Origin of the sequence: Flagellimonas olearia (genome assembly GCF_004150225.1) — a bacterium.
Classification (GTDB): Bacteria; Bacteroidota; Bacteroidia; order Flavobacteriales; family Flavobacteriaceae; genus Flagellimonas; species Flagellimonas olearia.
Genome location: NZ_ML142912.1, coordinates 186,740 through 199,069 on the forward strand (window position 1 = coordinate 186,740; position 12,330 = coordinate 199,069).

At 42.9% G+C, this 12,330-nt stretch carries 16 protein-coding genes; 5 read left to right on the plus strand and 11 right to left on the minus strand.

What is annotated here, in order from left to right; genetic code table 11:
* Window positions 1–4: 4 nt before the first annotated feature.
* From DN53_RS14140 to DN53_RS14150, 3 genes are all read right to left on the minus strand, one after another.
* Window positions 5–700: a tetratricopeptide repeat protein gene (locus DN53_RS14140; protein ID WP_129655217.1), complete on the minus strand. Its 696-nt coding sequence runs from the start codon at window positions 698–700 to the stop codon at window positions 5–7.
* 73 nt (window positions 701–773) lie between these two features.
* Window positions 774–1,583, minus strand: a complete 810-nt coding sequence (locus DN53_RS14145) for an SDR family oxidoreductase (RefSeq protein WP_129655219.1) — start codon at window positions 1,581–1,583, stop codon at window positions 774–776.
* Window positions 1,576–3,855, minus strand: a complete 2,280-nt coding sequence (locus DN53_RS14150) for a M28 family peptidase (RefSeq protein ID WP_129655221.1) — start codon at window positions 3,853–3,855, stop codon at window positions 1,576–1,578. The genes DN53_RS14145 and DN53_RS14150 overlap by 8 nt, the downstream gene beginning before the upstream one ends.
* A 122-nt stretch (window positions 3,856–3,977) precedes the next feature.
* Here DN53_RS14150 and DN53_RS14155 point away from each other — a divergent pair, with 122 nt between their 5' ends.
* Window positions 3,978–4,448 (plus strand): CBS domain-containing protein, encoded by a 471-nt coding sequence (locus DN53_RS14155; protein ID WP_116216946.1) that lies wholly within the window; start codon window positions 3,978–3,980, stop codon window positions 4,446–4,448.
* A gap of 7 nt (window positions 4,449–4,455) precedes the next feature.
* Here the strand turns inward: DN53_RS14155 and DN53_RS14160 are convergent, their stop codons facing one another.
* Both DN53_RS14160 and DN53_RS14165 read right to left on the minus strand, forming a co-directional pair.
* Window positions 4,456–4,809 (minus strand): hypothetical protein, encoded by a 354-nt coding sequence (locus DN53_RS14160; RefSeq protein ID WP_129655223.1) that lies wholly within the window; start codon window positions 4,807–4,809, stop codon window positions 4,456–4,458.
* Between the two features lie 10 nt (window positions 4,810–4,819).
* Entirely contained in the window at window positions 4,820–5,392 is a 573-nt protein-coding gene (locus tag DN53_RS14165; protein WP_129655225.1) for a pentapeptide repeat-containing protein, read from the minus strand.
* Window positions 5,393–5,578: 186 nt separating this feature from the next.
* Here DN53_RS14165 and DN53_RS14170 point away from each other — a divergent pair, with 186 nt between their 5' ends.
* Window positions 5,579–6,328 carry an SDR family NAD(P)-dependent oxidoreductase gene (locus DN53_RS14170; RefSeq protein WP_129655227.1) on the plus strand — a complete coding sequence of 250 codons (750 nt, stop codon included), beginning with the start codon at window positions 5,579–5,581 and terminating at the stop codon, window positions 6,326–6,328.
* 37 nt (window positions 6,329–6,365) lie between these two features.
* Entirely contained in the window at window positions 6,366–6,947 is a 582-nt protein-coding gene (locus DN53_RS14175; protein ID WP_165357438.1) for a TetR/AcrR family transcriptional regulator, read from the plus strand.
* Window positions 6,948–6,953: 6 nt separating this feature from the next.
* On the opposite strand, the gene DN53_RS14180 is transcribed toward DN53_RS14175, so the two are convergent.
* On the minus strand, window positions 6,954–7,445 hold the full coding sequence (locus tag DN53_RS14180) for a DUF6265 family protein (RefSeq protein WP_129655231.1): 492 nt from the start codon (window positions 7,443–7,445) through the stop codon (window positions 6,954–6,956).
* A gap of 33 nt (window positions 7,446–7,478) precedes the next feature.
* Window positions 7,479–8,180 carry an SIMPL domain-containing protein gene (locus DN53_RS14185; protein WP_129655232.1) on the minus strand — a complete coding sequence of 234 codons (702 nt, stop codon included), beginning with the start codon at window positions 8,178–8,180 and terminating at the stop codon, window positions 7,479–7,481.
* Window positions 8,181–8,311: 131 nt separating this feature from the next.
* Here DN53_RS14185 and DN53_RS14190 point away from each other — a divergent pair, with 131 nt between their 5' ends.
* On the plus strand, window positions 8,312–9,448 hold the full coding sequence (locus DN53_RS14190; protein ID WP_129655234.1) for a glycerate kinase: 1,137 nt from the start codon (window positions 8,312–8,314) through the stop codon (window positions 9,446–9,448).
* Here the strand turns inward: DN53_RS14190 and DN53_RS14195 are convergent, their stop codons facing one another.
* The 4 genes from DN53_RS14195 to DN53_RS14210 form a co-directional block, all read right to left on the minus strand.
* Window positions 9,449–10,054: a GNAT family N-acetyltransferase gene (locus DN53_RS14195; protein WP_129655236.1), complete on the minus strand. Its 606-nt coding sequence runs from the start codon at window positions 10,052–10,054 to the stop codon at window positions 9,449–9,451.
* A gap of 121 nt (window positions 10,055–10,175) precedes the next feature.
* The gene (locus tag DN53_RS14200) at window positions 10,176–10,643 is read right to left on the minus strand and encodes a hypothetical protein (RefSeq protein ID WP_129655238.1); all 468 of its coding nucleotides are present in this window, start codon (window positions 10,641–10,643) and stop codon (window positions 10,176–10,178) included.
* A gap of 51 nt (window positions 10,644–10,694) precedes the next feature.
* On the minus strand, window positions 10,695–11,189 hold the full coding sequence (locus DN53_RS14205) for a Dps family protein (RefSeq protein WP_129655240.1): 495 nt from the start codon (window positions 11,187–11,189) through the stop codon (window positions 10,695–10,697).
* Between the two features lie 292 nt (window positions 11,190–11,481).
* A complete protein-coding gene (locus DN53_RS14210) occupies window positions 11,482–11,709 on the minus strand; it encodes a hypothetical protein (RefSeq protein WP_129655242.1) in 228 nt (75 codons plus the stop codon).
* 223 nt (window positions 11,710–11,932) lie between these two features.
* Between DN53_RS14210 and DN53_RS14215 the strand changes: the two genes are divergently transcribed.
* On the plus strand, window positions 11,933–12,265 hold the full coding sequence (locus DN53_RS14215) for a single-stranded DNA-binding protein (protein ID WP_129655244.1): 333 nt from the start codon (window positions 11,933–11,935) through the stop codon (window positions 12,263–12,265).
* The last annotated feature ends 65 nt before the right edge of the window (window positions 12,266–12,330 follow it).

Genomic DNA, 12,330 nt, shown 5'->3' on the forward strand with positions numbered 1-12,330 from the left:
TCGTCTACTCTTGACCTTCGGGTTTTTCTTTTCGGGACTCCAAGGCCTGCTTGCTCAAACTGGCCAAATTGAAGTTTGGTTCAAGTTTCAAGGCCTCGTCCATGGCCGCAATGGCCGCATCAATGTTGTTTTGGTCCAAATTAAAGGTCAATAGGCCCTTCAAATGATAAAAAGCGGCTTTTAAGGGAACCTCATAAGGCTGTTGTCTTTCGTAGAAAGCATATTTCATATCATCTTGGGCATTGGCAATCCCATATTCTATATTGGTGCCTGCCCCGGCCGTATCCCCTGTTTGTATCTTAAGATCGGCCAATTCATAGGCCAAATAGGGAGATGGGTCTCTTTTGAAGAGTGCTTCAAACTGTTCCAATGCTCTTTTGGGTTGGTTCAAGGCCTTTAGTGAAACTGCCTTTACTTGAATCGCCAAGTCAGAATCGGAATCGTTCTTCTCTATTCCAATGGTATTCAGGGCTTGTAGGTGCTGCCCATTGTTCATATAGATAAAAGACAGGGTGTCCCTTCTTTCTTGGGAAGGGGCAAGTACGTTCAAATGGGTCAGTGCTCCAATAACGCCCACAACATCGCCCTGCAAGCGCATTTCGTTGTAATATGCCTGGTAGTGCTCCAAAAGTTCATTCTTGGATTGGGCCATGGCACCAAAACCAAGGAACAATAGCAATAGAGGTAAAGTCTTTTTCATTGATCTTCAAATTAGTGCGCCAAAACTAAAAAAATTATCGGAACAAAGCTGTTAATAAAATGTCATAAGGAGATTAGGTAAGGATAGAGGTGGTAAACCTATGGGATTTGTTCAAGAAATTAGTGCTAAGCACCACTTTGCCCTCTTGTTCCGAAGGATTATCAAGATAGTTGGGAGGCGTAATCCCTCTTTTCTTGGCTTCATCCGCATAGTAATCCATTTTTTTTGGGTGCAACGGATATACGCCATTAAAGATCTCGCCCCAATATTGATTTTGGATGATGGTGGTTATCATGTGGATGCAATCCTCCAGATGGATGAGATTAACGGGGTCGTGTCCATTCGAAAGATCCTGTTTGCTGGAAAGCATGGTAACCGGATGGCGATCAGGTCCGATGAGACCACCAAATCGTATGACCGTAGTCTGTAGGTTGGGGTCTCCCATAAAGCGTTGTTCGCAGACCAACAATTGCTTGCCCGACTCCGTATTGGGTTGTGGAGGGGTCTGTTCGGTAACCTCCCCTTCGATAGATCCGTATACGGATGTACTGCTGATAAAAATAAGCTTTGAAACCCCACTCTTTTTGATTTCGGTGTGCACCAACTTCATTTTCTCCACAAAGCTTTCTGCATTTTTGCCACGCAGCCTTGGAGGCACATTAATGATCAAAATGTCGATGTCCCGCAAAAATCCAGCCACATCACCCTGAAGCTCCGTTTCCGATAATGTAATCAGAAACGGGCGTATCCCTTCTTTATAAAGTTGGGGCAGCTTCTCCTTTGAGGTGGTGGAACCATGAACTATATGGGAGTTTTTCACCAATCGTTTGGCCAAGGGGAATCCCAACCAACCACAACCCAAAACGCCTATGTTATCAGTCAAATCGTAATGTTTTGATGGTCAATATGGCATCGTTCAACACAAAGGGCATTGGGATGCTGGTCTCAGGTCTTTTTGGAACACTGAAATCGGGATGGGTCAACAGGTCGTTGGAAGCTTCGTAAAAGGATAGTTCCAACACCGAATCCTTTGGAAATTGCATCTCTATTTCGGTAAAATCATTGTTGGTGATATAGTGTGTGATCAATCGATTGCCCCGGTTTTCCAAAAAATGGGAAGTCAACGGAATCCGATTTACCTGGACATTGGTCAGGGGGATGGAGTTGGTGTACACATCCAAACGGTTGACATCGCGTTTTGGCGTGATGCAAATTTCAAGCACCCGGTTTTCACCAATAATGGTGTCCTTTACGGTATCAATCCGCGGAAGTGCAATATTTTTTTTGGGAGCATCAGCAATGTGGGTAAGCTCTGTACGGTATTTGCTGGCGAGTGTTTCATGTTCCTTAGCCGTGGGTTTGCGCTTTTCACTTCCCAAAAACTGGGCATTCCATTCAATCAGCCTATTGTCATATGTGGCCCAAGAAGCAACATCCGTATCGGCATTATAAACATACAGTAGGCTACTGGGTTTGGGTCTTTTTGAATTGAAATTTGAGTTGATATGGGACGATATGCCAAAAACAAAGAACAGGAAGAGGAAGAGGTAGGCCAAACGGTCCTTGGTCTTCAATTGACCAAAAAAAGGTAAGACCAGAACAAACAGCAAGGTTGTGAACACCGTTGCGGCCACCATCATCTTCAATCCCAGACCCACGGGAAACATTTTAATAAAGGGCGCATGGATAAAAATTGCAGGCAAGGCCAAGAACACCAACAAAAAAGGATTGGGCTCCTCTTGGTTGAGGGTTACCATAAAAGCGGCCAATAGTCCAAATAAGGGCACAACAAAGAAGCTTGCCCCGGGCAAATATTGGGCAACCAATCCACAGATGATCAACCAAATTACAATGGGAGCGACCAGAAGGTTGGGCGTACTGGTTTTACGGAATTTATGGTAGATCCAAAAGCAAACCGACAAAGCCATCATGACATACACCAGAATATACAAGTGCCCATTGTAGGTGAATCCATGGAGCATATCCTTGAAATCGGGATACCACCATGTGATAACACTCCAACAAAAATACCCCAGCACCCCATTGACGACCAAAGCGAACAAAAGCGGAACAAACCCTTTTAAAATAGCTTTGGGAAGTAATTTTTTCTTTTTAAAACCCAATACCAATAGTACTACAAATGCCAACAAGGCCAGTCCGAACATGGGCCAAATCCAATCAAAGGGATACGAAACCAGATTAAAAAAGGGAAGGTTAAAGTAGATGTAGTCGTTTAAACTTTTAAGGTTCCCCAAATCGGCTTCACTGAAATGGTTCAATAAAGGCATTAGGTAACTGCCTTGATGGGCCAATGTTTTTTTATCCAACCTTTCATAGGTGTCCAGCGCCGTGTGATAATCAAAGTGGTCATCAATAAAGGCAAAATTGAAGCCTTCAATATCCCCATCTTCCCTAAAAACGGTCAGATCGGTATCATTAGGCAACATTTTATAGATGCTGTAGGCCAAAGAGTTGGCCACAGGATATTTTGGATGGGCTTTGGTAAATTCCTTGATCAAGGTGCCATTGCCACGATTGGTCTCTATGAGCATATAACTTGGACCTCCACTGCCACGTGCTTCAAAATTGAGTACCAAGCCCACGTCTTTTGCCCAAGGATGTTTGTTTACAAAAAGATCGGCACCATTAAGGCCGAGTTCCTCCGCATCCGTGATCAGGATGATGATATCGTTTTTTGGTGTCTGGCTTTCGGCCAAAAAGGCTCGCACCCCTTCCAGAATGGTGGCCACACCGCTAGCGGCGTCACTGGCCCCATAAGAGGAGTGTGGGTTGCTGTCGTAATGGGAAAGGAGCAAAAGTGCTTTTCCGTTCGTTGTTCCTTTTATGCGGGCCAAAATATTGGTGGCCTTGCTAAGATTTCCCCAATCGCCAGCGGTATACCCTTCCTGGGTTGAGGTTTCCAATCCCATTTTTTTGAGTTCGGCAATGATATAGTTTCTAGCTCGGATATGACCTGGAAACCCAACCGCATGGGGCTCTAGGGATAGATTCTTGACATGAACCAAGGCCCTATCCGTGGAAAAGGACTGTGAGGGCGCCTCAGCATCGGGATGGTAGGAGGGCATCAAAGCTTTATAACTCCAATACACTGAAAATAAGAGGACTAAAAGGGCAAGCGTTCGGGAGAGCTTCATGGTTTTGCTTTGTTAGGGCATAAAAATAGAAAAATATGAAAGGTTCTCACATTTGAACTAAAAAAGTTATGTTATTCGCTAAAAAAAGCTATATTTAATATTCAACCTTAAATTTCAACCCTATGGCAATCAAGAGTTTTCAAGGCATACGATCTAAGGAGGAGTCCAAGAAGAAATACGATGCACCCATATTGGTGGAGGACTACATGACGAAAAAGTTGATTACGTTTTCCCCGGAACAGTCCATTTTGGAAGTCATGGAAGCCTTTGCCAAATACCACATTTCTGGGGGTCCGGTCTTGGACAATAACGGATTTTTGGTAGGGATCATTTCCGAAGCCGACTGCATGAAGCAGATTTCGGAGAGCCGTTATTTTAACCAACCCATTTTGGATAAAAGTGTGGAACGTTACATGACCAAAGAGGTAGAGACCATTCCCCACGACATGAGTATTTTTGATGCTGCCGGAATCTTTGACCGCCATAACCGAAGAAGATTGCCCGTAATGAAAAAGGATATCCTCGTTGGACAAATCAGCCGAAAGGATATTGTGGTGGCTGCCCTAAAGCTCAATGCCCAGAATTGGAAATAATATCCATTCACTCCCGTTTTACGATCATATAATAATCGTTGTCCAAGGGTAAATACCCAAGGTCGTACACAAAATAGTAGGTGCTCCCTTTTTTGGTGGTATACAGGTTGGTGATGTATTCAAAATCAAAGCCTTTGTCCAGCAATCGCATCTTCGTGGTACTGGTTTTCCCTTCTTTTAAAGGAAAGCTGTCTAGGATACGATAATTCTTCCGCAATTTGTTGTTGATGTTGCGCACCAAGTTTTTGCTGTCCTTGTTCAGCCGATTGTTATAGGCGTTTCTGCAATGGTCAGAGCAGTATTTCTGGTCTATCCTGCCCAAGAGCTTCGCTCCACATTCCAAGCATTGTCTTTCCGCCATAGGATTGGATTTAGGTCACTACAATATCATACTTTTTTAACAAACCCATGAGTCCATCCTTGCTGAACTTGCTCTTTTTGAGGGAGTTTCTAGTAGGGTCTATGGAAAAATCATAGGCAGATTCAAAATCCACACCTTCCAAATTGGTGCCGTCAAAAATGGCATCCTTTAGGTCGGAACCCGAAAAAGAACTCCCTTTTAGGGAGGCGTTGGAAAAATCGGTCTGGTGCAACTTGCAATTCAAAAACCGGGTCTGGGGAATTTCCAATTCATAAAAAGAAGCCACGGAAAGATTACATCCGTCAAATTGAAACGATAGCAACATCGGGTTACAGCTGTCAAACTGGAGCCCTACCAATTTACAATTGATGAATTCGACCTCATTAAATGTGGTATGGGCCAAGTTGGCATTGGTCAAATCACAGCCTTCAAAGGTGCACTCCACAAAATTTTGGTTGTCCAAAAACGCCTTGGAGAACAAACAATCCACAAAACGGCAATTTTCATAATCCCCTTTGGGCAACTTGGTTTGTGTATAATCCTGTTTGATAAACTCTGTGTCCAGCCAAAATGATTGTGCCATACGAAGTGGGTTCCAATGAAATTAAATCGTTTCCGGGGTCATGTGCAATGCAGGGTAAGTTACAAAAACTGAAGGGGATTGTTAAGGAAAAGATAAACCTGAAATTTTATTTGGAACAATCGTTCTAAAATGAATACGTTTGTATTGGAACATTCATTCCAAAATAAAACATAAAACAATTACACCATGAAAAAACTATTGGGAAAAGTAGCCATCATTACCGGGGCAACAAGTGGAATGGGTCTGGAAACGGCCAAAAAGTATCTTGAGGAGGGGGCCAAAGTGGTCCTTACCGGTAGAAGTCAGGACAAGTTGAATGCCATAGAGGACCAACTCTCGGGAGAGTATTTATTGGTCAGGGCAGAAGCCTCCAGTGTTTCGGACAGTGCGGACCTTGTGGCGCAAACCGTGGAGCGGTTTGGAAAGATTGACATCTTGTTCTTGAACGCAGGGGTTTTTAGAATAGAGCCTTTGGAACATCTGACCGAGCAGATTTTTGACGAAGTGTACGACATAAACGTGCGGGGTCCTCTATTTACCGTAAAAGCAGCGTATGAATATTTGAATGAGGGGGCCAGTATCATTTTCAATACCTCCATTGTAAACGTAAAAGGCTTTACGGGCATGTCTGCCTACGGATCTAGTAAAGCGGCTTTACGATCCTTGACCCGTACATTGGCTGCCGAATTAGGACCCAAGGGAATCCGGGTGAATTCCATAGCGCCAGGACCTATTGACACCCCTATTTACATTAAGCATAATGCGCCACAGGAGAACGTGGACCAAATGGCATCCAACCTTCCATCATTGATACCCCAAGGTAGGTTTGGGACTGTGGAAGAGATTGCCACTACGGCGGTATTCTTGGGATCTTCGGACAGTAGTTATATCACCGGGGCGGAGATTCCCGTGGATGGAGGATTGGCGCAAGTGTAATTTTTTGAATACTTTCGAAAGAATTATTTCGAAACACATGCCAAGGGTAAAGCAGTTTGATGAAGCGGATATATTGAACAAGGCTATGGAACTCTTTTGGGAAAAAGGGTTCCATGCCACTTCAATGCAGGATTTGGTGTCGCACTTGGGCATCAATAGGGCCAGTTTGTACGATACCTTTGGTAGCAAGGAAGCTCTTTTCCAGAACGCAGTGGAACATTATATTGAGGTGAGTGGTAGCTGTATCCGAACCTTGTTCGCAGAGGAAAATGATGTCCGTGTTGGCCTCAAGAAGCTTTTTGATATGGCCATTAACGAATCTCTTTGTGATTTGTCCAAAAAGGGGTGTTTTGTGGTCAATACCACCACGGAGCTCATTCCCGGGGATGCGGCCATTCAAGAAATGCTACAAAAGAACAGGGAGAACATGGAGGCAGTTTTTGTGGATTATATCCGAAAAGGAATCGACAAGGGCCAAATCGATGCCTCTAAAAATGCACAGGATGTTGGGTTAATGTTTTTTGGTCTATACAATGGACTCAGGGTTTTGGCCAAAGTGGACCCTACTTCAGAAAGTCTCAAAAAAATGGCGACTGCCGGGCTTTCCATCTTGAATTAAGCAGCGTTAAGGAACCCGTTTGTAGGCGAATAGCACTTCTTCAGCAGAATTGCCATCTTCAATGAGAACATAAATGTTCATCTCATTTTCATTCACCAGTTCCATGGTGAATCCTTCAAAAAAGACTTTGTTTTTTTCAAGCTTGACCAACTTAAAATCAACGGTTGCATCTTTTTCTTCCCATCCCTTGAGGTTTCCCTGAAAGTGTTTCAATTGCAAAATCAAGGTGTGGTTCACTTGTTGGATGTGCCCGATTTCATAAAAGGAAACTTTGTTGTCCTTTACCAGTTTAAAGACAAACATCATGGAGCCCCCGAGCGGGGGACTCCAGATTTCTTCTGCAATGCCGCCAAAAGCTTCGCCTTGCCAATGCCCAGATATCCAAGACACATCTTCCAATGTGGCATTTGGGGATTGTTGCCCTTTGGTCAATTGTAAGGTTTCTTGTGCTGAAACCATTCCCACATGGAATAAGAATAGGATAATTGCGGTTCTCATACGATGTTTTATGGTAAGACGAACGACTGGCGATTAATTGGACAATGCAAATTTTACATTTACCGTGGTCTCCACTTTTATTTTCTCAAAATCGATGTCCAGGGGTTGTGCTTGGCCCATATCGGCACTCACTGTCTTCATCTCCATCATTGGTGCTTGGTTGTATCGTGGATAATATGGTTGCGAGTTGTCTGCAATATGAAGGGCAAGACCCACTTTTTGACCCAACGGTTTGGTGAGGGCAGTAGCTTTTTGCTTGGCCTTTTTCACGGCCCTGGTCTTCAGTTCCAGTTCCAGTTCATCCATTTTGGAATATTCGGTTTTTTCCAAAAAGGCGTTGGCAATATCCAACTGCTCCAAGGCCATCAATACCTCTCCGGCCTGTTTTCCAGAGTATACCAAAAGGGAATATTGCTTGCTCTTTAGCACTTCCTTGCCGCGTAAAAAATATTTTTGAAAGTTGCTGCTAAGGTCCTTGATCACCAATTGCTTGTCCAAATCCACTCCGAGGGCCTTTAAGCGTTGAGCCATTTTGTTTTCCTGCTCTTCCACGGAATTTCGGCCTTTGGAGTCCTTTTCTTGGATGGTGATGTTGAGGTAAATTTTATCTGGGGTGACCAAAGTGTCCACTTGGGCAGAGGTTTCCAAATAGGGAACATCCAAGAAACTCTTTGACTGTGCAAAAATTGCTGTTGAGAACAATAACCCGATGATGGGAATGATTACTTTTTTCATGCGTTTTGATTTTTTATTTAAAGGTAAATACTTCCCCCCAAGAAGCAAAACCTGTGCCGTTTTATGATCTATAAAATTTCAAAACATAAAAAACTGGGGTATTCTCCAATATTCTTGAGTAAATTGTAAGTATGAAATTTGTTCTGGCACCCGATAAATATAAAGGTTCGCTTACTGGGCGGCAATTTTGCGATGCCGTTGAAAGTGGTATCAAAAAAGTTTTTCCTACAGCTGAAATGGTCAAAAAACCCCTGGCAGATGGTGGGGACGGTACCATTGAAGTTGTTGGACATTACTTGAATGCCACCATGGTTTCCCTTACGGTAAAGGACCCCCTTTTCCGGGATATGGAAGCAGCATATCTACTTTCGGGAGATGGGGAAACCGCCTTTATAGAAATGTCCGAAGCTTCGGGGTATAAATTATTGGCCAAATCGGAAATGAACTGCATGCACACCACTTCTTTGGGAACAGGTGAAATGGTCCTGGATGCGATGGAAAAAGGGGTTAGGAACATTGTTCTTGGCATTGGGGGCAGTGCCACCAATGATGGAGGCATGGGGATGGCCATGGCTTTGGGGTATGAATTTTTGGACAAAGACGGACGAATTTTGGAACCTGTGGGGAGGAATCTCATCCATGTAAAGCACATCAGCAAGGAAAAAGTTCATGGGAAACTATCTGAAATCAATGTTCAGGTGGCCTGTGATGTCAATAACCCCTTGCATGGCAAACAAGGCGCGGCCCATATATATGGTCCCCAGAAGGGAGCTTCTCCAGATGAAGTGGTCTTTTTGGACCAAGGGTTGGAAAGTTTTGCGCAAGTACTCCAAGCTGTTTTTGATGTGGATGTACAGCAAATCCCGGGAGCTGGTGCCGCAGGGGGTATGGGAGCTGGGACCTTTGTTTTCTTGAATGCCCATTTAACGCCTGGGGTGGATTTGGTGATGCAATTGGCCCGTTTTGATGAGGCCTTGGAAGATGCCGATTGGGTCATCACTGGCGAAGGACAAATGGATGGTCAAACTTTTTCCGGAAAAACCATCAATGGGGTAGTGCGCAGGGCCCGGGCCAAAAATATCCCGGTTGCCGCTTTTTGTGGTTCCATGGATGTTTCCATAGAAGAAATGCAGAAGATGGGACTTCAATATGGAGTTTCCATTTTAAACCATGTGGGCAATTTGGAGGATGCCAAGGCCAAAAGTTACCGGAATCTGGAATTGGCCAGTTATAATTTTGCGAGTCTTTTGAAACAGGCCAAAATGTAATCAGGGCATGGATTTCCCTCTTCTCATTTTAAATTCCAAGGAAGTTTTTACAGAATTCCACTCACTATCCAAAATGGAAAAAAGGACTGTATCTCGAATAACCCCTTTTTCATCAATTCGATGGTTTCTCAGGATTCCTTCTTGTTTGGCCCCCAAACGGAGAATGGCATTGCGCGAAGGAAAATTGTGGAAATGGGTCCTGAACTCTACCGCTATGCAATCCAACACTTCAAAAGCGTGTTTCAAGAGTAGATACTTGCATTCGGTATTTACGCCGGTTCGTTGCACTCGTTGAGCATACCAAGTGGCCCCAATTTCTACCCTTCTGTTTTTGGCATCGGCATTCAGATAGCGGGTACTGCCCACCACAGTGTCGGTTTTTTTGTCGATAATGGCAAACGGAAGCGCCCTCTCCGCTTTTTGTTCGGAAAAGGCGATGCCCATGTAGGTGTCAATGGTGTCGGTGGATGGAACGGAAGTATACCACAATTCCCAGAGTTTGCCATCTGAAGCTGCAGAGACCAAAGCGTCTCTATGTTCGGTTAACATGGGAACCAGCTTTACCAATTCTCCTTCCAACGTAATGGGTTGCAACCAAGGTGCCATAGAAATTATTTAATGTTGATATCACCAAAGGTATTATGCTTGCCCCAATTTTTCACAACAAAAAAGCCGGGATATGCTCCCGGCCCATTTGTCAATCAAAAAACGAAATCTGAAAAAGAGATTATATTTCCCTGAATTCTTCTACAGAGAAAAAGTCTTTGTCGCTGTTGTCGATAAAATAAATACCTTTTGTTATAAAATACTGCATGGTCTTGTCATCCACCCTTACGGCAAAGCCTTCTTTTGTGGGGACTACCTTGAAACTATCGGTAACCGATCGTCTGTATTTTAAGACCATGTAATGATCATAATTCTGGTCATTATCCTTGTCCACGGCAATGAGTTTGGTAACCACAGCCGGTTTCGCTTTTCGATTTTGGTTGACATGACTCTTTTCTTTTTCATTTAGCACCATGGGGTAATTTCTATGTTCCATGACCTTGAGATTGTAAGGAATCTCGGTTCCATTTTTTTCAATGGAAAAGGTTTTATGGATGGTGGCGTTCATATGGCCCGTGTCCTGGTTTTGACCATACCCCATCATACCGGTTAGTATAAAAATTGATAAAAATGCTGTTAGGGTTTTCATGTGTAAACGTTTTGAATGATACATATTTCTTTCTCGAGGGATGGTTAGGAATTATTTGAGATAAGAAGTGAACATCCAATTTCTTTTTTCCATGTGCATGAGGAAATCGGTCAGGATTTGTTCCGTGGCCACATCACCACTTTCCAAAGCTGCATTGATACCGTCCAGCATATTGTTGTGCAGTATTTCATAATCATTTAAGACTTCCCGTACCATTTCTATGGCAGATAGTTCTTTTTCAGGTTCCTTTATGTCGGAAAGATCTAGGGTCTTTTTCAAAGTGAAATTGGGCTTTACGCCAAACACACGTATGCGTTCCGCAATAGTATCAATGTTTTCCTTGGCGGTGTTGTATTCATTTTCAAATATTTCATGGAGCTCAAAAAACTCTGGGCCTTCAATGTTCCAATGAAAATTTCTGAGTTTGTTGTAGAATACCTGATAGTTGGCCAATAAGGTGTTTAGGGTCACTACAATCTCAGCAGTCTCCAAATAAGTGAAGCCTAATTTCTTAAATGCTTTATTCTTTGTTTTTACAGTTTCCATTTTTTGTTTTTTATTTCTGATTTGACTTTGATTTCAATTTGTGGCATATCATATCAAGTCGAAAAATCGGCCTTAATATAAATGCGTTTTTTGTACGTTGGGTTGTGGGAAGAGAAGCATTCCCAATGTGGATATGAGGGTCAATTGCTCGACCTAGAATACAATGCTTTTGAAGTAAATTATTGTGACATCCATACCTTTAATATAAAAGTATATTTCGGAAAACCAAGGATTTAACAGGGTTTAACGTTCCTAAACACAAGATTAACGTTTATGGGTTAATACTGGAATTTCATTGGTTGTCCACACTGCGTACAATGAAATCCTTGTTGAGGGCCAGATAGATGTCGGCAGAAATATCAATGACATACTCTTTGTCACTATTAAAGACTTTTTGCGATTCCCCATTTTGGTGATCATGCTCTTGGATGTAGATGGTTTCCAATTTATCGTACATGCGTTTTCCAAGACTGAATCGCTTGATCACCGTGTATTTGTTAATGCTTCGTATGGCTGCCATGGTTTAGGTGTTCTGTTTCATTTATAAGACACCTAATGTTTGTTATGGGTCACTTGGTTTTTTGCTGAAGAGGGTTTAAGAATCGATTAAAATCATTTACATCCGTTTACAAACGAAAACAAATGATTTCAAACCGATTCATGGTTTTAGGAGTTTCTAAGTTTGCCCTGTCGAACAAAACCCAGTCGATACCAATAACAGTTTAACGCTTAAATCTTACATCATGAATTCATTACGAAACAAAGTACAATTGATTGGAAACTTGGGCAACGACCCAGAAATCATTACCATGGAGAATGGGAGCAAATTGGCCAAGTTTGCCGTGGCCACCAATGAATCCTATAAAAATGGCGATGGAGAAAAAGTGACCGATACCCAATGGCACAACATTGTTGCCTGGGGAAAAATGGCAGAGATTGCCGAAAATTACCTGGTCAAGGGCAAGGAAGTCATCATTGAAGGAAAATTAATGTCCCGTGCCTATGAAACCAAGGAAGGAGAGAAACGCTATATCACTGAAATTAAGTGTAATGAGCTTTTAATGTTGGGGAAATAGTACAATTTTCACATATGACCGAGAAAGGGGACAGTTGGTCCCCTTTCTTTTTGTTGTTGATGATT